The sequence below is a fragment of the Pseudomonas muyukensis genome (assembly GCF_019139535.1).
Classification (GTDB): domain Bacteria; phylum Pseudomonadota; class Gammaproteobacteria; order Pseudomonadales; family Pseudomonadaceae; genus Aquipseudomonas; species Aquipseudomonas muyukensis.
Genome location: NZ_CP077073.1, coordinates 3,992,564 through 4,016,706 on the forward strand (window position 1 = coordinate 3,992,564; position 24,143 = coordinate 4,016,706).

23 protein-coding genes are annotated in these 24,143 nt (G+C 66.8%); 10 read left to right on the forward strand and 13 right to left on the reverse strand.

Annotated elements, in window-relative coordinates:
* The first annotated feature begins 259 nt into the window (after positions 1 to 259).
* Complete coding sequence (locus KSS95_RS17545; RefSeq protein ID WP_217848326.1) at positions 260 to 910, forward strand: TIGR04211 family SH3 domain-containing protein; 651 nt, start codon at positions 260 to 262, stop codon at positions 908 to 910.
* 89 nt (positions 911 to 999) lie between these two features.
* Here the strand turns inward: KSS95_RS17545 and KSS95_RS17550 are convergent, their stop codons facing one another.
* From KSS95_RS17550 to KSS95_RS17565, 4 genes are all read right to left on the reverse strand, one after another.
* Entirely contained in the window at positions 1,000 to 1,935 is a 936-nt protein-coding gene (locus KSS95_RS17550) for a 5'-nucleotidase (protein WP_217848327.1), read from the reverse strand.
* A 31-nt stretch (positions 1,936 to 1,966) separates the two neighbouring features.
* Entirely contained in the window at positions 1,967 to 2,665 is a 699-nt protein-coding gene (locus KSS95_RS17555; RefSeq protein ID WP_217848328.1) for an MOSC domain-containing protein, read from the reverse strand.
* A 178-nt stretch (positions 2,666 to 2,843) separates the two neighbouring features.
* Positions 2,844 to 3,113 (reverse strand): PA2433 domain-containing protein, encoded by a 270-nt coding sequence (locus KSS95_RS17560; RefSeq protein WP_217848329.1) that lies wholly within the window; start codon positions 3,111 to 3,113, stop codon positions 2,844 to 2,846.
* Between the two features lie 140 nt (positions 3,114 to 3,253).
* The gene (locus KSS95_RS17565) at positions 3,254 to 4,135 is read right to left on the reverse strand and encodes a LysR family transcriptional regulator (protein ID WP_217848330.1); all 882 of its coding nucleotides are present in this window, start codon (positions 4,133 to 4,135) and stop codon (positions 3,254 to 3,256) included.
* 178 nt (positions 4,136 to 4,313) lie between these two features.
* On the opposite strand from KSS95_RS17565, the gene argC reads away from it, so the two are divergent.
* Both argC and KSS95_RS17575 read left to right on the forward strand, forming a co-directional pair.
* On the forward strand, positions 4,314 to 5,252 hold the full coding sequence (argC, locus tag KSS95_RS17570; RefSeq protein WP_217848331.1) for an N-acetyl-gamma-glutamyl-phosphate reductase: 939 nt from the start codon (positions 4,314 to 4,316) through the stop codon (positions 5,250 to 5,252).
* Positions 5,253 to 5,404: 152 nt separating this feature from the next.
* A complete protein-coding gene (locus tag KSS95_RS17575) occupies positions 5,405 to 6,091 on the forward strand; it encodes a GNAT family N-acetyltransferase (protein WP_217848332.1) in 687 nt (228 codons plus the stop codon).
* Between the two features lie 102 nt (positions 6,092 to 6,193).
* Here the strand turns inward: KSS95_RS17575 and KSS95_RS17580 are convergent, their stop codons facing one another.
* The 5 genes from KSS95_RS17580 to KSS95_RS17600 are packed head-to-tail and all read right to left on the reverse strand — an operon-like array spanning position 6,194 to position 10,631.
* Positions 6,194 to 6,949 carry an ABC transporter permease gene (locus KSS95_RS17580; RefSeq protein WP_217848333.1) on the reverse strand — a complete coding sequence of 252 codons (756 nt, stop codon included), beginning with the start codon at positions 6,947 to 6,949 and terminating at the stop codon, positions 6,194 to 6,196.
* Positions 6,949 to 8,154, reverse strand: a complete 1,206-nt coding sequence (locus KSS95_RS17585; protein ID WP_217848334.1) for an ABC transporter substrate-binding protein — start codon at positions 8,152 to 8,154, stop codon at positions 6,949 to 6,951. Before KSS95_RS17585 ends, KSS95_RS17580 begins: the two co-directional genes overlap by 1 nt.
* On the reverse strand, positions 8,141 to 8,962 hold the full coding sequence (locus KSS95_RS17590) for an ABC transporter ATP-binding protein (RefSeq protein WP_217848335.1): 822 nt from the start codon (positions 8,960 to 8,962) through the stop codon (positions 8,141 to 8,143). Before KSS95_RS17590 ends, KSS95_RS17585 begins: the two co-directional genes overlap by 14 nt.
* On the reverse strand, positions 8,959 to 10,023 hold the full coding sequence (locus KSS95_RS17595; RefSeq protein ID WP_217848336.1) for an acyl-CoA dehydrogenase family protein: 1,065 nt from the start codon (positions 10,021 to 10,023) through the stop codon (positions 8,959 to 8,961). Before KSS95_RS17595 ends, KSS95_RS17590 begins: the two co-directional genes overlap by 4 nt.
* A gap of 47 nt (positions 10,024 to 10,070) precedes the next feature.
* Positions 10,071 to 10,631, reverse strand: coding sequence for a carboxymuconolactone decarboxylase family protein (locus KSS95_RS17600; RefSeq protein ID WP_217848337.1), 561 nt, complete (start codon positions 10,629 to 10,631; stop codon positions 10,071 to 10,073).
* A gap of 102 nt (positions 10,632 to 10,733) precedes the next feature.
* Between KSS95_RS17600 and KSS95_RS17605 the strand changes: the two genes are divergently transcribed.
* Both KSS95_RS17605 and KSS95_RS17610 read left to right on the forward strand, forming a co-directional pair.
* Entirely contained in the window at positions 10,734 to 11,651 is a 918-nt protein-coding gene (locus KSS95_RS17605) for an AraC family transcriptional regulator (RefSeq protein ID WP_217848338.1), read from the forward strand.
* 347 nt (positions 11,652 to 11,998) lie between these two features.
* Complete coding sequence (locus KSS95_RS17610; RefSeq protein ID WP_217848339.1) at positions 11,999 to 12,994, forward strand: hypothetical protein; 996 nt, start codon at positions 11,999 to 12,001, stop codon at positions 12,992 to 12,994.
* A 362-nt stretch (positions 12,995 to 13,356) separates the two neighbouring features.
* Here KSS95_RS17610 and KSS95_RS17615 read toward each other — a convergent pair whose 3' ends face one another.
* Positions 13,357 to 13,896, reverse strand: coding sequence for an RrF2 family transcriptional regulator (locus KSS95_RS17615; RefSeq protein WP_134693863.1), 540 nt, complete (start codon positions 13,894 to 13,896; stop codon positions 13,357 to 13,359).
* A gap of 257 nt (positions 13,897 to 14,153) precedes the next feature.
* Between KSS95_RS17615 and KSS95_RS17620 the strand changes: the two genes are divergently transcribed.
* Positions 14,154 to 15,353 (forward strand): NAD(P)/FAD-dependent oxidoreductase, encoded by a 1,200-nt coding sequence (locus KSS95_RS17620; RefSeq protein ID WP_217848340.1) that lies wholly within the window; start codon positions 14,154 to 14,156, stop codon positions 15,351 to 15,353.
* A 235-nt stretch (positions 15,354 to 15,588) separates the two neighbouring features.
* The gene (locus tag KSS95_RS17625) at positions 15,589 to 17,199 is read left to right on the forward strand and encodes a methyl-accepting chemotaxis protein (protein ID WP_437179623.1); all 1,611 of its coding nucleotides are present in this window, start codon (positions 15,589 to 15,591) and stop codon (positions 17,197 to 17,199) included.
* A 203-nt stretch (positions 17,200 to 17,402) separates the two neighbouring features.
* Here KSS95_RS17625 and KSS95_RS17630 read toward each other — a convergent pair whose 3' ends face one another.
* Entirely contained in the window at positions 17,403 to 18,503 is a 1,101-nt protein-coding gene (locus tag KSS95_RS17630) for an alkene reductase (RefSeq protein WP_217848342.1), read from the reverse strand.
* Positions 18,504 to 18,537: 34 nt separating this feature from the next.
* Positions 18,538 to 19,731: an MFS transporter gene (locus tag KSS95_RS17635; protein WP_217848343.1), complete on the reverse strand. Its 1,194-nt coding sequence runs from the start codon at positions 19,729 to 19,731 to the stop codon at positions 18,538 to 18,540.
* Between the two features lie 238 nt (positions 19,732 to 19,969).
* Between KSS95_RS17635 and KSS95_RS17640 the strand changes: the two genes are divergently transcribed.
* From KSS95_RS17640 to KSS95_RS17650, 3 genes are all read left to right on the forward strand, one after another.
* Positions 19,970 to 20,893 (forward strand): LysR family transcriptional regulator, encoded by a 924-nt coding sequence (locus KSS95_RS17640; RefSeq protein ID WP_217848344.1) that lies wholly within the window; start codon positions 19,970 to 19,972, stop codon positions 20,891 to 20,893.
* A 95-nt stretch (positions 20,894 to 20,988) separates the two neighbouring features.
* Entirely contained in the window at positions 20,989 to 21,786 is a 798-nt protein-coding gene (locus KSS95_RS17645) for an SDR family NAD(P)-dependent oxidoreductase (RefSeq protein ID WP_217848345.1), read from the forward strand.
* Between the two features lie 82 nt (positions 21,787 to 21,868).
* On the forward strand, positions 21,869 to 22,852 hold the full coding sequence (locus KSS95_RS17650) for a zinc-binding dehydrogenase (protein ID WP_217848346.1): 984 nt from the start codon (positions 21,869 to 21,871) through the stop codon (positions 22,850 to 22,852).
* A gap of 99 nt (positions 22,853 to 22,951) precedes the next feature.
* Here KSS95_RS17650 and KSS95_RS17655 read toward each other — a convergent pair whose 3' ends face one another.
* Positions 22,952 to 24,004 carry an NAD(P)-dependent alcohol dehydrogenase gene (locus KSS95_RS17655; RefSeq protein ID WP_217848347.1) on the reverse strand — a complete coding sequence of 351 codons (1,053 nt, stop codon included), beginning with the start codon at positions 24,002 to 24,004 and terminating at the stop codon, positions 22,952 to 22,954.
* Between the last annotated feature and the right edge of the window lie 139 nt (positions 24,005 to 24,143).

Consider the following 24,143-nt stretch of genomic DNA (forward strand, 5'->3'; position numbering starts at 1 on the left):
TTCGCCAGCAAGGCTGGCTCCTGCAGCGATCCTGTGTAGGAGCCGGCCTTGCCGGCGAACAGCGGCAAAACCGCTGCCATCCCCCCGCTGATTCGCCAGTAATTCGCCACTAGCCTTTGCACCATCCTGCAGACAATTCCCACCCCAAGCGGTGAACCTGCCTCCAAAAAAACGGTCTTTCGCTGACGGTCAATTCACCCGACCGGATCAGCGGCCCAGCCATCGGGCCTTCATTCGTCCTGTTTCAGCGAAGACCAGCATGCCAGACAACCAGCCAGCCTCCCCTGCCTTCACCGCCCTGCGCGGCGGCCTGATCGCCGCCCTGATCACCCTCGCCGCCCCGGCCCATGCCGAGGAACCGGCCAGCGATGCACGCTGGGTCAGCGACAGCCTGAGCACCTACGTGCGCAGCGGCCCCACCGACGGCCATCGTATCGTCGGCACGCTCAAGTCGGGGCAGAAGGTGACGCTGGTGACCAGCCAGGGCAACTACAGCCAGGTGCGTGGCCAAAGCGGCGACCTGGTGTGGATCCTCAGCAGCGACTTGCAGGCCGTGCCCGGCCAGAGCGAGCGCCTGCCGCAGCTCGACACCCAGGTGGCCGAGCTGGCCGGCCAGCTCAAGAGCATCGACGACAGCTGGAAGAACCGTGTGCAGGGCATGCAGGAGACCCTGGATTCGCGCAAGGCGCTGATCGACGAGCTGGAGGCCCGCAACAAGGCCCTGAACGAACAGCTCGAGCAGAGCCAGTCGACGTTGCGCGACACCCAGGCGCGCCTGGGCGACGAGAACAAGCAGGTGATGATGCGCTACATGGTCTATGGCGGCAGCATCGCCGGCGCCGGGCTGCTGGCCGGGCTGATCCTGCCGGCGCTGACCCGCGGGCGCAAGCGTAACGACCGCTGGTTCTGACCCGCAACTGCTGGCACCGGCTGTGCCGGTGTTCGCCGGCAAGGCCGGCTCCTACCTCGATCGCGCCGGCGCAAGCTTCGCGAACAGGTTCAAGCCGGGCGGTTACCCACGCCGAACGGGATATGCACCGATGGCGCCACCGTACGGGTGCTCTTCAGGTGCCCGGACTGGTCGTCGAAGAAGATGTGCGGCTTGAGCACCTGCAACACCCGGCGCTTTTCGATGCCACCGAGGAAGAACGCATCGTTGGCCATCACCCCCCAGCTCTTCAGGGTATTGAGCGCGCGCTCGTGGGACGGCGCGTTGCGCGCGGTGACGATCGACACCCGCAGGCGATTCTCGTAGCCGGGGTGTTCGAGCTTGTACTGCTCCTCCGCCGCCTGGATCCGCGCGATGCGCACGAAGAACTCCTTCAGCGGCCCGGGGTTGTGCGGCTGGGCGACGTTGATCAGCTCATGGGCATGGAAACTGCCCAGCCCACCCGATTGCATCACCGCCTCCGACTCATCCCCGGCCAGCACGCCATCGAAGTCGAAGGCGATGCGCAGGTTGTCGTCGCGCTCGTCATCGTCGAACTGCGAATCGAGCACCTGGCCGGCCGGGTAGCCGGCCTTGATCGCCGCATCGACGTGCTGCTTGTCGGCGGACAGGAACAGGGCGATGTTCAGTGCCGGGATGTATTCGTAGGGTGAGCGGCCCTGGGTGAAGATCGCCCGGGTCATGTTCAAGCCGTAATGGCCGATGGTCTTCATCACCCGCATGCCGGTGTCCGGGTCGTTCTGCGACAGCAGCACCACTTCCACCAGCGGGTCCTCAGGGTCCTCGCGCAGGTCGTTCAGCGCCAGCAGGCGCTTGATGAAGGGATAGGCGATGCCCTTGCCCAACGGCACATCCAGGTGCTGTTCCTGGTACTTGCGGTACTGCGCCTCGCCGTCGCGGCGGAACACCGCATCCGACTCGCCGAGGTCGAACACCGCGCTCGAGGCCACGCCGATCACCAGGCGGTCGTCCAGTTCGAAGGCCATGGGCGCTCCTTGTCGTGTGAAAGTCAAACCGTCAGCCTTCGCTGCGGCCTTGCAGGCGCGATGTCCAGTCCTCGACTTCGCGCTGTTCCAGGCGCTTTTCCAGGGTTCGACGCCAGTTCGGCACCAGCGGCAGGGCCAGGCATTCGCGCAACAACCCAGGCTCCAGGCGCTTGTCGAACAGCACCGCCGACAGCCGCGCCACCGACCACTGGGCATGGGGCCGCTCGACCAGCTCCAGGGTATCGCCCGCCGCCACCGCGCCTTGCTCGAGCACCCGGTAGTACCAGCCGGTGCGCCCGCTCTGCTGCACCCGCAAGGCCATCTGCGCCAGCTCGAAACGGTCGTTGAGCTTCCAGCACGGCATGCGCCCCTGGGAGATTTCCAGCAACGCCGTGCCGACCCGGATGCGGTCGCCCAGGCAGACATCCGTCTCGCACCAGCCGCTGCTGCTGAAGTTCTCGCCAAAGGCGCCTGGCTGCTCCAGCAGCGGGTGCGCGCCGAGTTCGGCGGCCCAGACGGGGTAATGGTCGCGGGGGTAGTGGTGGATCGCTTTGTCGACGCCGCCGTGCACGCGCAGGTCGCCCTGTTCGTCGCCGGCCAGGCCGAGGAAGGTCACCTGCAAGCGATCCTGGCGGGGCTGTTTGTCGATGGCGCTATGCGAGCCTGGGCGGGTAAAGGGCCGGGCACTGCCGGTGAGCAGGCTGTCGAGGCGTGGGCTGGACGCAGGCATGGGGCGGTCTCGTGCAAAGGACCGGGCGAGCTTACACCAGCGCGATTACGCGCCCAAGACAGATGCGAGGCCTGCAGGCGCGGCCTTGTGTCGCGAAAGGGCTGCATCGCAGCCCCAGCCATTGATGTCGCACAGCCCATCGTGGCCCTTTCGCGGCACCAGGCCGCGCCTGCAACCGCTACTTGCCCCGCGCCTTGTTGTAGATGGTCTTGGCCTGCTCGGCCGAGGTCTGGCACTTGCCCATGTCACCGTTGTCCCGGGCGGCCTTGGCAGCCTTGAGGTGTTCCTTGTAGTCGTGGGCCATGCCACCATGCAAACCTGGACCATCGGTCTTGAGTATGTTCTCCAGCTCGGCGATTTTCGCATCGCAGTTGGTCTTGGCGCTGTCTTCGGCATGGGCGGCAACGCTGAGCACCGAAGCGATCACTAGCAGTGTCATGGATTTCATGGCGCGTTCTCCTGGGAAACAACCTGACGGCGGGAAAATGCGCCGGCCTGCGTGCCGGCGCAGCAAGGAGCATAGCCCCACATCGACCGATGCGCGGGCGCTTCTCGACAGGCCTGTTGCCGTTCAGCCGGCCTGGCCGGTTACTGGCGTAATCGTGCCAGGGCCTGCAACACATGCCCCGTGGCGCGCTCAGGCTCACCTTGGCGACAGGCAATGCCCAACTGACGCCACATCCCGGGGCGCAGGGGGCGCCGGACGATGCGCAGGTCATGCTGGGCGCCCTCGCCCTCCTGCGGCAGCAACGTCGCCCCGTACCCCGCCGCCACCAGGCTCTTGATCGCATCGTTGTAGTTCAGTTCGATACGCGCTTCAGGGTACAGGCCCGCCGCCGCGAACCATTGCGCGGTCACTCGCGACAGCTGGGTGGTGCTGTCGTTGAGGATCAGCGCCCGCCCCGCCAGCCAGGCCGGCGTGACCCGCGCCGGCGGCCGCCAGTCGGCGGGGACGTAGGCCATGATCGGATCGCGGCGCCACGGCGTGACCTGCAGCCCCTTGCCCGCCTCCTGGGGCAATGCCACCAGGCCGATATCCAGGCTGCCTTCGCGCAAGCGCGCAAGCGAAGCCTGGGAGGTCAGCACCTGGACCTCGACATCGATGCCCGGATGCTCGCCGCGCAAGGCATCCAGGGCCTGGGGCAACAAATGGGCGATGGCGCCGGTGGAGGCCCCCAGGCGCACGCGCCCGGTCAGGCCCTGGACCTGGCGACGGACCTCGTCCAGGGCCTGGTCGGCATCGGCCAGCAAGCGCCGGGCGCGGGCCAGCAGGGTTTCGCCAATTGCCGTGGGGCGCACCTGGCCCCGGGTGCGGCTGAGCAACGGGGCACCGATGCGCGCCTCCAGCTCGGCGATGTGCAGGCTGATGGTCGGCGGCGCCAGGTTGAGCTGGCGGGCAGCGTCGGCGAAGGAGCCGTTGTCGGCGATCACCACCAGGGTGCGCAGGCGGTCTAGGCTGATTTCTCGCATGGGCGTGGGGTTCTGCTGGCAAGGGGCACGTTCGCCAGCAAGGCTGGCACCTACGGGCGTGCACAGCGCAAGCCCATGTTCAGAATTTCTGAACAAGGTGGTCATGATATACAAATTTTCTTTCTGCCCAAGGCCGGCGAGGATGGCGGCATCATTTCCCTGCTGATGGACACCCCTCATGCACCAGCCCCTCGTTTTCATCGACGGCGACCAAGGCACCACCGGCCTGCAGATCCACGCCCGCCTGCACGGCCGCCAGGACCTGCGCCTGCTCACCCTGCCCGCGGCCGAGCGCAAGGACCCGGCACGTCGCGCCGAGGCGATCAACAGCGCCGACATCGCCGTGCTGTGCCTGCCGGACGACGCCGCCCGCGATGCGGTGGCGACGATTCACAACCCGGCGGTACGGGTGATCGACGCCAGCTCCGCCCACCGCACCACACCAGGCTGGGTGTATGGCCTGCCAGAGCTGGACGCGCAACAGGCCGAGCGCATCGCCCGCGCCACCCGGGTCAGCAACCCCGGCTGCTACCCCACCGGCGCCATTGCCCTGCTACGGCCGTTGGTCAAGGCCGGGCTGCTGCCAGCGGACTACCCGCTGAGCATCCATGCCATCTCTGGCTATTCCGGCGGCGGCCGGGCAGCGGTCGAGCGCCATGAACAACGCCGCGACGACTACCTGCCGGCCCTGCAGCTGTATGGCCTGGATCTGGCCCACAAACATGTACCGGAGATCCAGCGGCATGCCGGGCTCAGCGCGCGGCCGGTGTTCGTGCCTGGTTATGGCGACTACCGCCAGGGCATCGTGTTGAGCATCCCGCTGCAACTGCGCCTGCTGCCGGGGGTCAGCGCCGAACAGCTGCACGCCTGCCTGGAACAGCACTACCAGGGCGCGCGCCATGTGCAGGTGCTGGCGCTGCATCGGCAAGGCCCGGCGGCGGCGCTCGACCCGCAGGCGCTGAACGACAGCAACGACCTGCGCCTGGCGCTGTATGCCAACCCTGAGCATGGGCAGGTGCTGCTCACCGCGGTGTTCGACAACCTCGGCAAGGGGGCCTCGGGGGCGGCGGTGCAGAACCTTGATTTGATGTTGCCCGGGGTGCAGGGGATTGGCTGAGGTTTGGCGATAGTCTTGCGACGTCTGTTAGATCGAGCGCCGCGCGGGCGGCGCGCGATCTCCCTGGCGCTGAATGCCTAACGGCGAACACCCCACCCCCACCAACAGGTAGAATACCCGCCCCACACGCAGCACCCGGAGCCCTACCCGCGATGTTCATCCTCCGCCGCCTCGACGGCGTGCCGCCCGAATCCTTCCAGAACCAGATCCGCCAACTGGTGATCGACCATGTCGGCCAGCTCAGCAGCGTCGCCATCAGCCCGGACAACCCGCTCTACCCGCTGTACCAGTACGGCGTGGGCCTGGAGGTGCACCAGTACCTGATGGCCCTGGACGGCACCCGCGGCCTGGCGGTCGAGCTGATCCTGGCCCTGGATGCCGAGGCCCCGGACCAGTTGCTCGGTTTCGCCCTGGCATTACCGGCCCAGGACGACCCACAGGCCTGCGCTTTGGCGTTTCTGGCGGTGGCCGCCGGCCATCGCCGCCAAGGCGTCGCCCGCGGCCTGCTGGATGACCTGCGCGGGCGCTATGCCTGTGTCGAGCTCAGCGCCTTCCCGGCCCAGGTGCCGTGGTTCGAGGCCATGGGCCTGCAGGTGGTCGCCAGCGCTGGCCCGCAGGTGCTGATGAGCAGCACTGGGCAGGCCAGCGGCGCATTGATCGGCCGGCTGGACATCGCACCGATCTACCAGACCGTCGAAGTCATGCAGATTCACGCCTACCTGCTCAAGCAGCATGGCGACGAGGCGATGATGGCAGCGGAACAGTTGCGTGATGAGCGCCTGGACGCCCTGGCAGAACAAGCCCAGGCCTGCGCAAGGCAGCGCCTTACCCGGCATTGACCGCAGCCACTGTTCGCCGCAAGGCCGGCGCCTAAAGTGCCCGCGACCTACCTGGGCCTGTAGGCGCCAGCCTTGCTGGCGAAGAGGCTGTATACACACCCTCTAGGCATGCACCCAGCGCCGATGCAGCCCACGGGCCAGGGCATCGAGCATGAAGCCCAGCACGCCGATCAACAGCACCATGGCCATCAGCTCGGAATACGCCAGGCGGTCGCGGGTGTCGAGGATGAAATACCCCAGCCCCGCGCTGACCCCGAGCATCTCGCACGGCACCAGCACGATCCACAGGATGCCAATGGCCAGGCGCACCCCGGTCAGTACATGGCCGATCACCCCCGGCACGATCACCTTGCACAGGGTCTCCCAGCGCGTGGCGCTGAGGCTGCGCGACAACTGCAGCCAGCGCGGGTCGAGCTGGCGCACCCCGGCGGCCGTGTTGAGCAGGATCGGCCACAGCGCGGCGAACGCCAGCAGGAAGTAGATCGGCTGGTCGCCCACGCCCATCAGCATCACCACCACCGGCATCCACGACAACGGCGAGATCATCCGCAGGAACTGGAACGCCGGCGTGGTCGCCGCCTCCAGGTGGCGGTAGCTGCCCACCAGCAGGCCCAGCGGCACGCCGATCAGCAACGCCAGCAACAGGCCAACCAGGATGCGCTTGAGGCTCACCCAGATATGCCCGTATACCTCGCCCTGCCCCAGCAACTGCACCAGGCTCTCCAGCGTGGCCTGGGGCGAGAAGCGCGCCGACAAGCCATCGGCCGCGCCAAACAGCTGAACTCCGGCCCACCACAACACCAGCAGCACCGCCAGGCCGACCAGGCCCAGGGCGCCATGCACGACATGCCCACGCATCAGACCGCGAACTCCTCGCTGCGCTGGAAGTTCTCGGCGATGCCGAACGCCGCCGGGCCGCCCACCGCCTCGATGGCCTTGCGCACGAAGCGCTCGTCCACCAGGTCGCGGGCGGTCTGCGCCGGGTCCAGGCTGGCGAGAAAGCCGCTCTCGCCCTCGATCAGGGTGTTCTTCAGCCGCTTGACCAGTTCCTCGGTGTAGCTGGGGAACGGGTACGGCTGGAAGTCGATGCGCTTTTCATCCCACTGCTGGTGCTGGATCGCCCCGCTGGCAATGTAGCCGGCCCGGTCCTCGGCGGACGGCGCCAGGACCTTGGCCAGCACCGCCGGCTCGTGCGGGGTGTACTTGTTGGGGCCAGCCTTGGACAGCAGCGCGGCAGCCTCGGCACGGTGCTCGCGGGTCCACTGCTGGGCCTTGACGATGGCGTTGACCACCTTCTGCGACCACTCCGGGCGGTTGTTCAGGTCGTGCTCGTGCATGAACACCACGCAACAGGCATGGTTGCGCCAGACGTCACCGGTGAAGCGCTGCACGCGGCCAACCTTGAGGTGCTCGGCCAGGGCATTGAACGGCTCGGCGACGATGTAGCCGGCGATACGCTTGCTGGCCAGGGCCGGCGGCATGTCTGAGGGTGGCAGCACCAGCAGGTTGACTTCGTTGTCGGCCAACTGTGCGCCGGCGGGTTTGGACACCGGCTTGAGGCCGTTGTCGTTGAGCATCTGCTGCAGCACCACGTTGTGGATCGAGTACCAGAACGGGATGGCCACGGTCTTGCCGCCGAGTTGCTGCATATCGCTGATGTCCGGCGCCACGGTCAGGCCCGAGCCGCCGACATGGTTCCAGGCCACCACCTTGGCCGGCACCTTGCTGCCATAGCGCGCCCACACGGTCATTGGCGACAGCAGGTGGATGACGTTGACCTGGCCAGAGATGAACGCCTCGATCACCTGGGCCCAACTGCGCAGCAACACTGGGCGCTCGGCCTTGATGCCCTCGGCCTCGAACAGGCCATTGTTGTGCGCCACCAGCAAGGGCGTGGCGTCGGTGATCGGCAGGTAGCCGATGCGCACCGGGGCGTCCGGCTCGGCGGCGGCGCGCGCCTGCAGGCTGGACAGCAACGGCAACGCGCCGGCAGCGGTGAGCATGGCGCTCAGCTTGAGAAAGTCGCGACGCGAGGGGGTGGAGCAGCAGTCATCCATGCACATGGACAGCCTCCGAGGGCAAGGGGGATGGAGTGGGTTCGGCTGTGCGGCTTGCCCGCCGAAGGGTCTTGAGAATCTCGATACGCAGCGCGCCCAGCTCCTCGACCCGTTGCTCGCGGGGTTGCGGCAGGTCGATGTGCCACTGGCCAAGGGTGCGCGCCGGGTGGTTGCCCAGTAGCAGCACGCGATCGGACAGCAGCAAGGCTTCGTCGATATCGTGGGTGATCAGCACGGCGGCGGTGTTGTGGGTGGCGATCAGCTGCAGCAGCAGTTGCTGCATGTCGGCCCGGGTCACCTCGTCCAGCGCGCCGAACGGTTCATCGAGCAGCAACACCTCGGGTTGGCGCGCCAGGCAGCGGGCCAGCGCGGTGCGCTGGGCCATGCCGCCGGAGAGCTGCGCCGGGTACTGGCCGCGGGCGTGGGCCAGGCCCACCGCGTCGATGGCGTGGTCGATTCGCGCCCGCCGCTCGGCGGCCGGCAGCTTCGGCTGGCGCGCGAAGTCCAGGCCGAAGGCGACGTTTTTTTCCAGGTTCAGCCAGGGCAGCAGGCTGGGGTCCTGGAACGCCACCGCCAGGCGCGGGTGCGGGCCTTGCAGCGCCTCGCCGCGCAGGCTGACGCGCCCGCCACGGGGCTGCTGCAAGCCGGCCAGCACACGCAGCAGGCTGGACTTGCCGACCCCGCTGGGGCCGAGGATGGTCACCACCTCGCCCGGCGCCAGGCTCAGGTCGAACTGCTCCAGCACTGCCTGCCAGCCGCCCGCGCGCGGGTAGCCCAGGCTGATGTCGCGGGCCTCGAGCAACACTTCGCTCATGCAGCGGCCGCCTGGCGTTGCAGCTCGGCGCGCAGTTGCACCAGGCTCGGGGTGACGATCGGCACGAACGCCGACTCGCGCCAGCGCCGGGCGAACCCCTCGCCGTAGGCGCTCAGGTAGGCCTTGCCACCGCTGGCCTGCAACTCCAGCTGCACGGCATCGGCGGCGCTTTCGGCGAGGGTGATGCGCAGCTTGAACAAGGCCGCCGGCTGGCCGAGGAAGCGCCCGTCGAGCAGGCCCTGCTTGAGCTCGCCGACGGTATTCTGCAGGCGCTGCAGCAGTACCTGGCGCGCCTCTTCGAGGAACGAACCGCGGCCTTGCAGGTGCGCCTGCACTTCATCCAGGGCACGCCGGGCCAGGCCGATGGCCATGCCGCACTGCAGGGCGAGGAACGCCGGGCGCACCTTGGGCAGGAACTCGCGGGCATTGTCGTGCAGCAGCCAGTCGCGGCCCAGCGCTACCTGGTGGAAGGCCAGCGCCGCGGTATTGCTCGACTGCAGGCCCATCAGTTGCAAGTCGTCGGAGCGCTCCAGGCCCTGGGCCGTGGAGGGGATGGCCAGCACGAACGGCGCGCCACCGGCGTCATCCTCGATCGCGGCCGCCACCACGAAACCGCTCTTGCGCAGGTTGGTCACCCAGTGCAGGCGGCCTTCGAGGTGCCAGCCATCGGCCTGGGGCTGGCCACGGACCTGCAAGGCCTCGATGCCGGACAGGTACTTCATGGCGTTGGACAGCCCGGTGGCGCCCGCCAGCTCGCCCTTGAGCAGCTCGGGCAGCAGCCGCTCGCGCAGCGCCTGGTTGGGGCTGTGCAGCAGGTATTCGATAAAGGCGCGCTGGCCCCAGCAGACGAAGGCCGCGGCCAGCGAGCGGCTGGCGATGGCGGCGATGGCCTCGACCGCGTCGCTGACCTGGCCACCCGAACCGCCCAGGGCCGGGTCGATACCGACGCGCAGCAGTTGCGACTCGGCGATGTGCGCCAGCACCTGGTGCGGATCGCACTGGCCCTGGTCGATGGCTTCGGCATTGGCGTCCAGCCATTGGCCAAATGCGTGATCAAGCATGTCCCTACTCCTGTTGAAACGCCGGACGCGCCGGCACCAAGCCTCGATCAGGCCGAAGGCTGCCAGCGGTACTTGCTCAGCTCGTCGTTGAGCGGCGTCTGGGCGAACACATTAGCAAAGTTGCACAGGGTAGCGAGACTCACTCCGAGAATCACTTCCAGGGCGTTGCCCTCGCTGAAGCCTGCGTCGCGGAAGGCTTGATAGGTGGCGTCGCTGACATTGCCACGGGTGGCGATCACTTCGCGGGCGAACGCGGCCAGGGTCTCGTAGCGGGCATCGGGCAGCTCGCCGCGGGCACGCAGGGCATCGACCACCGCCTGGGGCAGCTTGGCCTTGTTCAGCGCCACGGCAGTGTGGCCGGCCACGCAGAAGTCGCAACCGTGCTGGGTGGCGGCGATCAGCTGCACCACTTCGCGCTCGGCCAGGCTCAGTTCCGACTTGCCATTGAGCGCCGAGACGGTGACGTAGGTTTCCAGCGCGGCCGGGGCATTGGCCAGGACGCCCAGCAGGTTGGGGATGAAGCCAGCGTTCTTCTGCGCGTTCTCAAGGAACGGACGTGCGGCTTCCGGGGCGGTCTGCAGGCTGTGTAGAGTGATGCGCGCGGACATGGAGTGGTCTCCTTTGATGTAGATCGCTACAGTCTGTTGGTTATAAGAAGTAGCATCCATATTCATCAGTCGCCTTTCCTTGCTCCAGAGTCCTTGCATTAGATGATTTCATCCAGCCATCTTGTCGATTGGTTATTAGAAGGCCTCGAGCTCGATGCCAGCCTGTTCCATGTCGGGCGCTACTGCGGCGGCTGGCACGCCAGCACCCAGGGCCTGGGCCGGGCCAGTTTCCACCTGGTGGTGCAGGGGCACTGCTGGTTGCATATCGACGGCCAGGCGCAACCGCTGCGGCTAGACAGCGGCGACGCGGTGTTCTTGCTGCGCGACCTGGCCTATCGGTTGTCCGGCGACCAGGACCCCGCCGCCGCCTGCGCCCAGCCACGCCAGGCCATGCAGGCGCTGGACAGCAGCGCCAGCGACGGGGTTGGCCTGGTGTGCGGCTTCTTTCATTTTCAGTCGGGGTTGTCGTCGCTGATCGTCGAAGGGTTGGCGGACTGGATCCTGCTGCGCGCCGACGACCCGGCAGGCAGTGCGGCGCGGGCGCTGTTCGGGCTGATCCTGGAGGAATGCCGGCGCACCCCGCAGCCGTCGCAGACGCTGCTGGAGCGGCTGACCCATTTATTGTTCCTGTATGTGCTGCGCCAACAGGTGCATGCCGGCCAGTCGCTGGGCGGGCTGGTCGCCCTCGCCCGCCAGCCGGCCTTTGCCGGCCTGCTGGAGCGGCTGATCGAGGCACCGGGGCAAGCCTGGACGCTGGAAAGCATGGCGGCCTGCGCCGGCCTGTCGCGTTCGGCGTTCTTCAAGCGCTTCAACGAGCTGGCCGGGCAGTCGCCGGGGCAGGTGCTGCTGGCGTTGCGCATGCGCCATGCGTGTCAGTTGCTCAAGGCGGGCAATACCGTCGAGCAAGTCGGCGCGCAGGTGGGCTATCAGTCGGTGGCGGCGTTCACCCGGGCGTTCGCCAAGGCCGTGGGGATGCAGCCTGGCGCCTATCGCAAGCAGCACGAAGGCCGAGCCCCGTAACCCGTGGGTGCCAGCCACCGCGTCGCCTGGTTCGCCAGCAAGGCTGGCTCCTACAGGTATTGCAGGTAACCAGCGTAGGAGCCGGCTTGCCGGCGAACACCGGCGCAGTCGGTGCCAACCACCGCGCCGCCTGGTTCGCCAGCAAGGCTGGCGCCTACGGGTATTGCAGGCCGCGACCGGCGTAGGAGCCGGCTTGCCGGCGAACACCGGCACAGCCGGTGCCAGCCACCGCAGCGCCTGGTTCGCCAGCAAGGCTGGCGCCTGCCTGTTATTTTTACCAGTAGCCACTGCTGACAACAGGCCCTTAGCATCGCCACTCAGCTACTCGCTCAGTCTGGAGAAAGGCCATGTCTCCCAATGCAACCGACAACACCATCTTCGCCACCCTGCTCCCTCATGCGATAGGCGCAACACCCGATCTTGGTCGACCCTACATAATGAGCGACGGCATTGATAAAAAAATCATTACCGTCCTTGTGCAAAGACAGGATAAGCAGCCGCTAACCCGCACCGAACTGGACGCTATCGAGTTAGTCGATGCCGGCAATAACGAATCATTGCCTGCTGCGCTGACGGTAACGCGTCACGCCATATCAGACAGTCACTCATCAGACGCGCCCGCTGAGCAGTCTATCTGCTTCGAGGTTACCGCAACGACACCTGGCACATGGCGGTTGGCGGCCCGCCTACGCACTAAGCAGGGCAGTATCGTGTTGAACCAATACGCTGAATCATCAGGAAATGAACAGGAGAGTAACTGTCTGGACATTGTCGCCAAAAGCGAAGCCGACTGTATCAAGGACAGCGACGGCCTGGAGTGGTACCCGAGTCCGCACCGTTCCTTTGAACGAGGCTATATCAAAACGGAGGCCAACCATGATTATGGTTACCACCAATTCCGCCTAAGAGATGGCCGACGCATACAATCTGTTACGACCCTACCCGACCTCAAAGAAAAACTTCTTCGTGATAGTTACGAGCCGTGGGAGGACCGTATGAGTCGAAATTTCTGTTACTACATTAGAAATGATGTAAAGACCTACACTTCACCCTTCCAAGGATTTGCAAAAATAACCTTTGAAGATAACAACTTACTTCGCATAATCCGTTTCGTCGAACAAACCAAGGGAAAACCACCCCGCCCGCCCTTTACAGACATCCGAGACGCTGAGCTGTACATGGTAATAATTGACGACAAGGGGGTTCGCCACGACGTCATGGCAAAACGATGGGATTTTCATCCATGGCCCGAACAACCCGAAACCCTATATAAACAGTTCACCCCTGATCAGGTTAAAGCGTTCTTTGAGGAGATCGAAAAAAACCTTAAAAAATGCGTTTAACCGCTGTGCTTTCTCTTAGTGCAGCATGAAGGCCGAGTCCCTTAACCCGTAGGAGCCAGCCTTGCTGGCGAACACCGGCGCAGCCGGTGCCAGCCACCGCGCCGCCTGGTTCGCCAGCAAGCTGGCTCCTACGAGTATTGCAGGCCGCGACCAGCGTAGGAGCCGGCTTGCCGGCGAACACCGACGCAGCCGGTGCCAGCCACCGCGCCGCCTGGTTCGCCAGCAAGGCTGGCTCCTACGGGTATTGCAGGCCGCGACCGACGTAGAAGCCGGCTTGCCGGCGAACACCGGCGCAGCCGGTGCCAGCCACCGCGCCGCCTGGTTCGCCAGCAAGGCTGGCGCCTGCAGGTTAATGCGTTGCGCTACACCGGCAGCAGCGGAATATCCCCAGCGCCCTTCCCTTCGCGCCGCTCGCTCATCCAGTCATTGACCTGCTGGCCGAACTCGGCCGGCGCCTTGCGCCCGAAGCGCCGCGCCAGGTCGAGGATAGTCTGCTGGGCCAGGGCCTCCTCCATGCGCTTCTGCGCGCCCAGCATCACCGCGTGGATGGCACAGGTGCCCGCGGTCGCCCAGCCCGGCGCTGAACCTTCGAACACCGCGCAGCGCTCGCGGATCTCGCGGCAGTCGAAGATCTTCTTCGGCCCATCGATGGCGTTGACGATGTCCAGCACGGTGATCTCGTCCGAGGGCCGCGCCAGGCGGAAGCCACCACGCACCCCCTCGGTGGCCGCCACCAGCCCGGCCCGGGCCAGCTTGGTGAAGACCTTGGCCAGGTATTCCTGGGGCACGCCTTGCAGCTCGGCCAGGTCGCGCACGCTCGACTCGCGGCTGTCGCCACGCTCATCGACCAGGAACAACAGGCAATGGATGCCGTACTCGACGCCGGCACTGTACAGCGACATGTCAATCTCCGACTAAATTTGTCGCAAATAGTACGCCCTCCCTGCACGCCTGGCAAAACCTCCTTCGACCACCCATCTTTTTTACAGCCCCCGAAGTGCCATGGCGCATGGGTTGCAGCCAGATTCGCGGGGCGCCGGGGCTGGCGCGGATGAAAAAAACACTTGCGGCAATAAACTACGACCAATAGAGTCGCAGTTACTCGACAGGTGCCCACGCCCTGATCGAACCCTCGTCCCCTACCTTGCGGAGCCTCTTCATGACCTCTCACATCCTGATCATCGGTGCCGGTTTTGCCGGCGTCTGGAGCGCCCTGAGCGCCGCCCGCCTGCTCGACCAGGCCCAGCGCGGCGATGTGCGCATCAGCGTGCTGGCCCCGCAACCACAACTGCGCATCCGCCCGCGCTTCTACGAAGCCGACGCGCACACCCTGCAGGCGCCGCTGGCAGAGTTGTTCGACGTGGTCGGCGTCGACTTCATCCACGGCCACGCCGAGCACATCGACAGCCAGGCGCGCCAGGTCGGCTATGTCGACGCCCATGGCCAGCCTCAGCAGATCGGCTACGATCGCCTGGTGCTGGCCGCCGGCAGCCAAGTCGCCCGCCCCGCCGTGCCGGGCCTGGCCGAGCACAGCTTCGACGTCGACCAGATGGAGTCGGCCGTGCGCCTCGAGCAGCACCTGGCGAGCCTGGCCGAGCAGCCGGCGAGCCCGGCGCGCAATACCGTGGTGGTCTGCGGCGGTGGTTTCACCGGCATCGAAACCGCGACCGAAATGCCCGCCCGCCTGCGCGCCATCCTCGGCGCCGGCCAGGCCCGGGTCGTGCTGGTCGACCGTGGCGCAAGCGTCGGCGCGGCGCTGGGTGCCGGTATCACGCCGTCGATCGTTGCCGCCTCCGAGCAGGCCGGCGTGCAGTGGCTGACCGGCGCCTCGGTGGTGGCGGTGGATGCCGGTGGCGTGACCCTCGACAACGGCGACTACATCGCCAGCAAGACCGTGATCTGGACCGTTGGCGTCAAGGCCAGCCCGCTGACCGCGCAGGTCGCCGGCGAGCGTGACGGCCTCGGCCGCCTGCGGGTCGACGACCACCTCAAGGTGGTCGGCCAGGCGCATATCTATGCCACCGGCGATGTAGCCTGGGCCGCGGTGGACGACAGCGGCAACCACGCGCTGATGACCTGCCAGCACGCCATCCCCATGGGCCGCCACTCGGGCAACAACGCCATGGCCGACCTGCTGGGGCTGCAGCCGGTGGTGTACCGCCAGCCCAAGTACGTGACCTGCCTCGACCTCGGCGACTGGGGCGCGACGTTCAGCGAGGGCTGGGAGCGCGAACTCAAGCTGCATGGCCAGGAAGGCAAGGCGATGAAGCGGCAGATCAACACGGTATGGATCTACCCGCCGGCCGCCGACCGCGCCCAGGCACTGGCAGCGGCGGACCCGCTGATCGCGATCGTCTGAGTGACCAAAAATGAAAAGCCCGTCACGCAAGTGACGGGCTTTTTATATTCGTCATTACATTGAACGACTGGTCAACAATAGTGGCACTATGTCATCATTTAGAAAAAACAACATGAACCGTGAGGATATAACCCCTTCGCAGCGCATCGAGAGCCTAACCCACCGAGCCCGGTAAAGCCGCGCTCTTGACGCCTGCCTGCCACCGTCAAGGAGCGTCGCAATGCAATTTCGGAACATGAAGATCGGCATTCGGGCCGCAAGCCTGTTCACCCTGCTCGGGATCCTGGTCCTGGCCATGGGCCTGGTCGCCCTCTACGAAACTCGCAAGATGGACCGCGCCACCGACGAGATCCGTATCACCTGGATGCCCGCCGTCCTCGCCTTGGGCGAAGTCAGCAGCAACCTTGGGCGCGCCCGTGCCCTCACCCTGCGCAGCGCCCTCGAGCAAAGCGCCGCCGCCCGCCACGCCACCCTGGCCAGGATCGTCGAGGTCAACCGCCAGCTCGAAGGCGACCTCAAGGCCTACGAAAAAACCATCATCCACGCCGACGACCGCGCCTTGTTCAGCACCTTCATGGGCCTGAGCGAGCGCTATCATGGCCTGCAGAAAGCCATCCGCGATGCCGCCGCCGACGAGCAACTGGACGAGGCCCGGCGCCTGATCAACGGCCCGCTGGCCGAGTACGCCGACAGCATGATGCAAGCCTTGGCGGCGCTGATCGACTACAACACCAAGGGCGCCGAACAGGCCTCGCAGCGCAGCAGCGACGCCTCCGACGAGGCCTTCAGCCTGATCGTCGCCACCCTGGCGCTGATCCTGCTGGCCCTGGTGGCCATTGCCACCCTGCTCACCCGCAGCATCGTCCTGCCCCTGGGCGACGCCGTGGCCATCGCCGAGCGGGTCGCCACCGGCGACCTGACCCGCGAGATCGCCATCACCGGCCGCGACGAGCCGGCCCTGCTGCTGCGCGCCCTGAGCCGCATGCAACACAGCCTGCGCGACACCCTGCGGCAGATCGCCGGCGCGTCCGACCAACTGGCCTCGGCCTCCGAAGAGCTGCACACCGTCACCGAGGACACCAGCCGCGGCCTGCACCAGCAGAGCGCCGAGATCGACCAGGCCGCCACCGCCGTCAACCAGATGACCGCTGCGGTCGAGGAAGTGGCCAACAACGCGGTGAGCACCGCCGATGCCTCCCAGGGCGCCGACCAGACCACCCGCGACGGGCGCGACCAGGTCAACCAGGCGCTGAGTTCGATCCAGCACCTGGTGAACGATGTCACGGGGACCTCCCATGAGATCGAGCAACTGGCCAATAGCGCCAACGAGATCAGCCGGGTGCTCGATGTGATCGGTTCGATTGCCGGGCAGACCAACCTGCTGGCCCTCAACGCCGCCATCGAGGCAGCCCGCGCTGGCGAGGCCGGGCGTGGTTTTGCCGTGGTCGCCGACGAGGTGCGGGCGCTGGCCCATCGCACCCAGCAGTCCACCGCGGAGATCGAGCAGATGATTGGCGGTATCCAGAACGGTACCGAGCGCGCGGTCAGTGCCATGCACAGCAGCCAGGGGCGTGCCAGCGGCACGTTGCAGGTGGCGCAGGCCGCCGACCAGGCCCTGGAGCTGATCGCCGACGCCATCGCCTCGATCAACCAGCGCAACCTGGTGATCGCCAGTGCCTCGGAGCAGCAGGCGCAGGTGGCGCGGGAGGTGGACCGCAACCTGGTGAACATCCGCGACCTGGCGATGCAGACCTCGGCCGGCGCCAACCAGACCAGCGCCGCGGCCCAGGACCTGTCGCGCCTGGCGGTGGAGATGAATGGGATGGTGGCGCAGTTCAAGTTGTAGAAGGCGCTGGGGCACTTTCCTGTAGGAGCCAGCCTTGCTGGCGAACCAGGCGACGCAGAAGATGGCACCGGCTGCGCCGGTGTTCGCCGGCAAGCCGGCTCCTACAGGTTTGCGCCGCACCCTGCCCCGTCGGAGCCAGCCTTGCTGGCGAAGCAAGCACCGCCGTGCACGATCATGCCGGCGTTGACCGAACCCCTATCCCTTCACGCCATCAGCGGATAATCCGTCAGCCCCCGCGCATCCCCGCCAAACAGCGTGGCCCGCTCATGCTCGGCCAGCGGCGCATTCACTCGCAGCCGCTGCGGCAAGTCCGGGTTGGCCACGAACGGCCGGCCAAAGCCGACCAGGTCCGCCCAACCCTCGCTCAACGCCTGGCGCGCGCGCTCGCCGGTGTACTTGCCGGCATACACCAGCACCCCTGGGAACACCGCGCGCAGTTGCTGCTTGAAGTCCACCGGCATGTCCGGCGCATCGTCCCAGTCGGCCTCGGCAATGTGCAGGTAGCCGATCGCCAACTCACCCAGGCGCTTGGCCGCGGCGGTGTAGGTGGTGACCGGGTCGGCATCGACACAACCATTGAGCGTGGTCAACGGCGCCAGGCGCACGCCGACGCGCTGCGCCGCGCCAGTGCCATCGACCAGCGCCTGGGTGACTTCGTCGAGAAAGCGCAGGCGGTTTGGCAACGAGCCGCCGTAGCGGTCGGTACGGTCATTGGCGCCGGAATCGAGGAACTGGTTGACCAGGTAGCCGTTGGCGGCATGCAGCTCGACCCCGTCGAAACCGGCGGCCATGGCATTGCGCGCGGCCTGGCGGTACTGCTCGACGATCTGGGCGATCTCGGCCTGGTCCAGCGCACGGGGCTTGGACGCCTGGACGAAGCCCGGGGTGCCGTCGGCATTGTCGATGAACACGTTGACCCCTTCGGCCTGGCGCGCGGTGGACGACACCGGCGGCTGGCCATCGAGCAGGCTGCTGTGGCTCAAGCGGCCGACATGCCAGAGCTGGGCGAAGATGCGCCCACCGGCGGCATGCACCGCGTCGGTGACCAGGCGCCAGCCGTCGATCTGCGCCTGGGTGTGAATGCCGGGGGTACGGGCATAGCCCTTGCCCAGCGGGGCGATCCAGGTGCCTTCGCTGACGATCAGCCCGGCACTGGCGCGCTGGGCGTAGTACTCGGCCATCAGCGCGGTGGGCACATCGCCCGGCTGGGCGGCGCGCGAGCGCGTCATCGGTGGCATCAACACGCGGTTGGGCAGGGTCAGTTCACCGAGTTGCAGGGGTTGGAACAGCGGATCGAGGTTCATGGTTGAAGTTCTCCAGTCAACGAATTCGGCAGGTTCAGGCGCGGCTGATCACAGGTTGCGGTTGTGCCGGCACCCGGCGATCGAGGCGGCCGCTGTAGACGGTCAGGGCCAGCGCGCCCAGGGTGACCAGCGCGGCGATCCAGGGGGTGTGGCCCAGGCCCAGGTGCTGCACGACTTGCGCGCCGCCCCAGGAACCGCCCGCCACGCCCAGGTTGAAGGCGGCGATATTGAAGCCGGCGGCCACGTCGACCGCATCCGGCGCGACCTTCTCGGCCTGTTGCACCACGTACACCTGCAGGCCCGGCACGTTGCCGAAGGCCACGGCGCCCCAGGCCAGCACGGTGGCGACCACCAGCAGCGGGTGTGGCGCGGTGAAGGTCAGCACCATCAGCACCACGGCCAGCAGCGCGAAGATGATCGACAGCGCTTGCACCGGGCCCTTGCGGTCGGCCAGGCGGCCACCCCAGATGTTGCCCAGGGCCACCGACACGCCATAGGCGAGCAGCACCAGGGCCACGCTGTTGGCGCCGAAGCCGGCGATGTCCTGCAGGATCGGGGCGAGGAAGGTGAAGGCAATCAGCGAGCCGCCGTAGCCGACGGCGGTCATGGCATAGACCAGCAACAGGCGTGGTTGCAGCATCACCCGCAATTGGCGCAGCAGCGGTGCCGGTTCGCTGTGGGCGATACGCTTGGGCACGAACAGCAGCGCGCCGATCAGGGCCATCAGGCCGAAGGCGGCAACCACCAGGAAGGTCACGCGCCAGCCGAAGTGCTGGCCGATGAAGGTGCCCAGCGGAATACCGGTGACGAAGGCCACGGTCATGCCGCTGAACATGGTGGCGATGGCGCTGGCAGCTTTTTCTTTGGCCACCAGGCTGGTGGCGATGATCGAGCCGACCGAGAAGAACACGCCGTGGGCAAGGCCGGTGAGGATGCGCGCCATGATCAGCGATTCATAGCTGGGCGCCTGCCAGGCCACCAGGTTGCCGGCGGTGAACAGCGCCATCAGGCCGACCAGCAGCAGCTTGCGCGGCACGCGGCCGGTCATGGCGGTGAGCAGTGGTGCGCCGATGGCGACGCTCAGGGCGTACAGGCTGACCAGCAGGCCGGCCGATGGCAGGGTGACGGCAAGGTCGTTGGCAATGGTCGGGATCAGGCCGACGATCACGAACTCGGTGGTGCCGATGGCGAACGCGGCGAGTGTGAGGGCTAACAAGGCGAGTGGCATGGGGGAATCACCAGTGAAATTGGAATGGGTGAATTCTCGGGGCTCGCGGGGGTAGGAAAAAGACAGCGGCGGGACAATGAGTTTTGATCTGAAAGCAAAGATAGTCGCCAAGATCGTGCATAGATGTGAGCGTCGGCCGCAGCCAGTGCCAGGTAATAGGTGCACGGGGGACAACCGGCGCTATCAATAAAAGACCCTCAAGGACATAATTAACGCCATACAAGTCCCTGGAGGTCTTATGCAAGATCTACGTCAACTGCGCTACTTCGTCGCCGTGGCCGAATGCGAGAACGTCGGCCGCGCCGCCGAACAACTGCACATTTCCCAGTCCCCCCTGAGCCGGCAGATCGCCCAGCTCGAGGACAACCTCGGCCTGGCGCTGTTCGAGCGCCGCAACCAGCGCCTGTACCTGACGAACGACGGCCGCACCTTCCTCGGCGAAGCCCGTGGCCTGCTCAAGCACGCCGAACGCCTGGAGTCCCTGGGCAAGCGCCTGGGCCGTGGCGAGGAAGGCGGCCTGTGCATCGGCTACGTCAACCATGCCATCCATGCCGGGGTGCTGCCCGGCGCGGTACGGGCGATTCGCGGCGAGCGCCCGCACATCCACATTGCCCTGTACAACATGACGCCCAAGGAACAGTTCGAAGGCCTGCGCCAGCGCAGCCTGGACATCGCCCTGGTGTGCGAGCCGCCACCGGCCAACGACCCGGACCTGCGTTCGCACCCGGTGTTCGACGACCCGATGCTGCTGGCCATCCCCGCCCAGCACCCGCTGGCGAACAAGGCCGAGCTGACCCCGGGCGACCTGCATGAACAGGAATGGATCATCACCGGTGGCCAGCCCGACCAGGCCAACAAGCGCGACGACTTCATCTCACGCTGTGGCGATGCCGGGTTCACCCCGCGCCTGTCCCTGGAGGCCACCGACCCGCTGAGCGTGCTCGGCCTGGTATCCGCCGGGCTGGGCCTGGCCATGGTGCAGGGCAGCCTCAGCGCCAGCGTCGGCCCGGCCGTGGTGCTGCGCCAGCTGGACTGGTTCCAGCCCAGCGTGCAGGTATGGGCGGCCTGGCACCAGGTTGACCTGCGGCCGATCGTGGGGATCTTCCGCGAACGGGTGCTGGACCTGACTGAGCGCGCGCAAACCGCTAAAAAGACCGCATAGGTCTTAACTCAGTCGAATTACGTCTTTTACAGTCTTGGAATGCGCGACTAGCCTTGTCTCCCATCGATGCAACCCACATCCACAGGAGCCATTCCATGAACATCGACCTCGGCGGACGCACCGCCATCATCAGCGGTTCGACCGGCGGTATCGGCCTGGCCATCGCCCGCGGCCTGGCCCGCGCCCACGCCGACGTGGTCATCGCCGGCCGTAGCCAGAAGTCGGTCGATGCCGCCCTGGCCGAACTGCGCGCCCAGGGCGGGCGTGGCCAGGTGCATGGCGTGGTCGCCGACCTGGGCAGCGCCGCCGGCGCCCAGACCCTGTTCGCCGCGCACCCCCAGGCCGATATCCTGGTCAACAACCTGGGCATCTACGACGACGTCGACTTCTTCGAAGTGCCAGACAGCGAGTGGGCCCGTTTCTACGAAACCAACGTGCTGTCCGGCGTGCGCCTGTCCCGTCACTATGCCCCGGGCATGGTGGAAAAAGGCTGGGGCCGCATCCTGTTCATCTCCTCGGAGTCGGGCATTGCCATTCCTGCCGACATGATCAACTACGGCGTGACCAAGAGCGCCAACCTGGCGGTCTCCCACGGCCTGGCCAAACGCCTGGCTGGTACCGGCGTCACCGTCAACTCGGTGTTGCCCGGCCCAACCTTCACCGATGGCGTCGCCAACCTGGTCGCCGAAGCCGCCAAGGCCTCCGGCCGCGACGTCCGTGAAGAAGCCGACAACTTCGTGCGCACCGCCCGCCCCAGCTCGATCATCCAGCGCGCCGCCGAAGTGGACGAAGTGGCCCACCTGGTGGTGTACCTGGCCTCGCCGTACTCCTCCGCCACCACCGGCGCGGCCCTGCGGGTCGACGGCGGCGTGGTCGACAGCATGGCTATCTGACTCGCCCCGAGCTGACTGAAGGGGCGGCGCAGCGCCGCCCCACGTACGTGCCCCACGTTATTCCTTCGTGAAAGGACCCACCATGTCCAATGACCATCAAGCCTGGGGCTGGACCCCAGGTGCCGGCCTCGACGGCCTGCAGTTGATCCGCAAACCCCTGCCTACCCCCGGCCCCGGCCAGGTGCTGGTGGCCAACCAGGCCATCGCCCTCAACCCGGTGGACTGGAAGATCTGCGAATGGGGCCACGCCGATTGGCGCCAGGGCACCGTGCCGGGTGTCGACGGTGCCGGGCTCGTGGTGGCCGTGGGCGAAGGCGTCGACCTGCCGCTGGGCAGCCGCGTCGCCTATCACCAGTCGCTGTCGCGCGACGGCAGTTTCGCCGAACACTGCCTGCTCGACGCCAGCCTGGTGATGCACATTCCTGCCAACCTCGACATCGCCGCCGCAGCCGCGGTGCCATGCCCGGCGCTGACCGCCTGGCAAGCGCTGGCAAAGGTCGCCGAGGGTGCCTCGCGCGATGTGCTGGTAATCGGCGCGGGCGGCGCGGTGGCGTTCTACCTGGTGCAGTTGGCCGTGCAGCGTGGCTTGCAGGTATGGGCCACGGCCGGGCAGCAGCACCATGCACGCCTGCGCGAACTGGGCGTGGCCGGGGTGTTCGACTACCGCGCCGGTGATTGGCAAGGGGCCCTGCAGCAGGCCCTGGGCGAGCGCCCGCTGCATGCGCTGTTCGACACCGTCAGTGGTGCCCACGCGGCCAGCCTGGCCCACCTGCTGGGATACAACGGCCACCTGGTGTGCATTCAGGATCGTCAGGAGCAGGCGCCGCTGCCGGCTTTCAGCAGCGCGATCTCGTTGCATGAGGTGGCGCTCAACAGCGTCCATGCCCATGGCCGCCTGCTTGACCGCCAGGCGCTGAAAGCCGAGGGGGAGCGCTTGTTGCAGGCGGTTGCCGATGGCCGCTTGTTGGCGCCGGCGCGCCAGGACTTTGCGTTCGAGGAACTGCCGGCGGCGTTGCGTCAGCTCAAGGATGGCAGCCGCGTGGGCAAGTGGGTGACGCGGTTGTAAGGCTTGAGGTAGGACGGGCGTTTTGCAGCGCCTGGAAGATCGAGCGCCGCGCGGGCGGCGCTCGACCTGATAGGCGCTGCCTATCTAACGGCGGGCCCCTCACCCCCGCAACGTAGCCATGTCGATCACGAAACGGTACTTCACATCCCCCGCGATCATCCGCGCGTACGCCTGATTGATATCAGCAATATCCAGCATCTCGACATCGCAACCGATCCCATGCTCGGCGCAGAAATCCAGGACCTCCTGGGTTTCGGCGATCCCGCCGATCATCGAGCCCGCCAGCACCCGGCGCTTGGTCACCAGGTGGGCAGCATGCACCGGTGTCTGGATCGGCTCGACCAGCCCGACCAGAATATGCACGCCGTCGAACTTCAAGGTCTCCAGGTACGGGTTGAGGTCGTGCGGCACCGGGATGGTGTCGAGCAGGAAATCGAAACGCTCGGCCGCCGCGCGCATCTGCTCGGCATCGGTGGACAGGATCACATGGTCCGCGCCCTGGCGTCGGGCCTCCTCGGCCTTGGCCAGGGAGCGGGTGAACAGGGTCACTTCGGCGCCCAGGGCCTTGGCGAACTTGATGCCCATATGGCCCAGGCCGCCCATGCCCAGCACGCCGACCTGGTGCCCGGGGCCGACGCCGTGGTGCTTGAGCGGCGAATAGGTGGTGATGCCGGCGCAGAGGATCGGTGCCGCGCTGGGGAGATCCAGGCCCTGCGGCAGGCGCAGCACGAAGTGCTCGCTGACCACGATGCTGCTGGCATAGCCGCCCAGGGTGTTGCTGGCATCGATGCGGTCAGGGCTGGCGTAGGTCATGGTCGGGCCTTCCAGGCAATACTGCTCGAGGTCCTGGCGGCAGGCTGCGCAGTGGCGGCACGAATCGACCATGCAACCGACACCGACCAGGTCACCAACCTGGTGGCGGCTGACCTGGTCGCCCACGGCGCTGACCCGGCCGACGATCTCGTGGCCCGGCATCAGCGGATACACGGCAATGCCCCACTCGTTGCGGGCCTGGTGGATATCGGAATGGCAGACGCCACAGTAGAGGATCTCGATCACCACATCGTCCGCGCGCGGGCTGCGGCGCTGGAAGGTCATGGGGGCCAGAGGGCTGGAGGGAGACTGGGCGGCATAGCCGATGGCGGTGTACATGCGGGACCTCTCGGGCGGAACGGAACAGGCCGCGCATTCTGCGCAGCCGGGCCGCCCTCGACCACGGTCGATTCTCCGGCATGCATGCCCGATTCTCCGGATCTGCCTATCGACAGCTGGCGCTTGCGCGTGAATTTGC

What these genes read in the sequence shown, in the direction of transcription:
- KSS95_RS17580 (WP_217848333.1), bottom strand. Translation starts at nt 6,949, where the DNA reads ATGCGTGGGCATGTCGTGCATGGCGCCCTGGGCCTGGTCGGCCTGGCG.
- argC (WP_217848331.1), top strand. Translation starts at nt 4,314, where the DNA reads ATGCACCAGCCCCTCGTTTTCATCGACGGCGACCAAGGCACCACCGGC.
- KSS95_RS17555 (WP_217848328.1), bottom strand. Translation starts at nt 2,665, where the DNA reads ATGCCTGCGTCCAGCCCACGCCTCGACAGCCTGCTCACCGGCAGTGCC.
- KSS95_RS17565 (WP_217848330.1), bottom strand. Translation starts at nt 4,135, where the DNA reads ATGCGAGAAATCAGCCTAGACCGCCTGCGCACCCTGGTGGTGATCGCC.
- KSS95_RS17550 (WP_217848327.1), bottom strand. Translation starts at nt 1,935, where the DNA reads ATGGCCTTCGAACTGGACGACCGCCTGGTGATCGGCGTGGCCTCGAGC.
- KSS95_RS17650 (WP_217848346.1), top strand. Translation starts at nt 21,869, where the DNA reads ATGTCCAATGACCATCAAGCCTGGGGCTGGACCCCAGGTGCCGGCCTC.
- KSS95_RS17635 (WP_217848343.1), bottom strand. Translation starts at nt 19,731, where the DNA reads ATGCCACTCGCCTTGTTAGCCCTCACACTCGCCGCGTTCGCCATCGGC.
- KSS95_RS17615 (WP_134693863.1), bottom strand. Translation starts at nt 13,896, where the DNA reads ATGTCGCTGTACAGTGCCGGCGTCGAGTACGGCATCCATTGCCTGTTG.
- KSS95_RS17625 (WP_437179623.1), top strand. Translation starts at nt 15,589, where the DNA reads ATGAAGATCGGCATTCGGGCCGCAAGCCTGTTCACCCTGCTCGGGATC.
- KSS95_RS17630 (WP_217848342.1), bottom strand. Translation starts at nt 18,503, where the DNA reads ATGAACCTCGATCCGCTGTTCCAACCCCTGCAACTCGGTGAACTGACC.
- KSS95_RS17575 (WP_217848332.1), top strand. Translation starts at nt 5,405, where the DNA reads ATGTTCATCCTCCGCCGCCTCGACGGCGTGCCGCCCGAATCCTTCCAG.
- KSS95_RS17585 (WP_217848334.1), bottom strand. Translation starts at nt 8,154, where the DNA reads ATGTGCATGGATGACTGCTGCTCCACCCCCTCGCGTCGCGACTTTCTC.
- KSS95_RS17560 (WP_217848329.1), bottom strand. Translation starts at nt 3,113, where the DNA reads ATGAAATCCATGACACTGCTAGTGATCGCTTCGGTGCTCAGCGTTGCC.
- KSS95_RS17645 (WP_217848345.1), top strand. Translation starts at nt 20,989, where the DNA reads ATGAACATCGACCTCGGCGGACGCACCGCCATCATCAGCGGTTCGACC.
- KSS95_RS17605 (WP_217848338.1), top strand. Translation starts at nt 10,734, where the DNA reads ATGATTTCATCCAGCCATCTTGTCGATTGGTTATTAGAAGGCCTCGAG.
- KSS95_RS17620 (WP_217848340.1), top strand. Translation starts at nt 14,154, where the DNA reads ATGACCTCTCACATCCTGATCATCGGTGCCGGTTTTGCCGGCGTCTGG.
- KSS95_RS17590 (WP_217848335.1), bottom strand. Translation starts at nt 8,962, where the DNA reads ATGAGCGAAGTGTTGCTCGAGGCCCGCGACATCAGCCTGGGCTACCCG.
- KSS95_RS17595 (WP_217848336.1), bottom strand. Translation starts at nt 10,023, where the DNA reads ATGCTTGATCACGCATTTGGCCAATGGCTGGACGCCAATGCCGAAGCC.
- KSS95_RS17600 (WP_217848337.1), bottom strand. Translation starts at nt 10,631, where the DNA reads ATGTCCGCGCGCATCACTCTACACAGCCTGCAGACCGCCCCGGAAGCC.
- KSS95_RS17655 (WP_217848347.1), bottom strand. Translation starts at nt 24,004, where the DNA reads ATGTACACCGCCATCGGCTATGCCGCCCAGTCTCCCTCCAGCCCTCTG.
- KSS95_RS17640 (WP_217848344.1), top strand. Translation starts at nt 19,970, where the DNA reads ATGCAAGATCTACGTCAACTGCGCTACTTCGTCGCCGTGGCCGAATGC.
- KSS95_RS17545 (WP_217848326.1), top strand. Translation starts at nt 260, where the DNA reads ATGCCAGACAACCAGCCAGCCTCCCCTGCCTTCACCGCCCTGCGCGGC.
- KSS95_RS17610 (WP_217848339.1), top strand. Translation starts at nt 11,999, where the DNA reads ATGTCTCCCAATGCAACCGACAACACCATCTTCGCCACCCTGCTCCCT.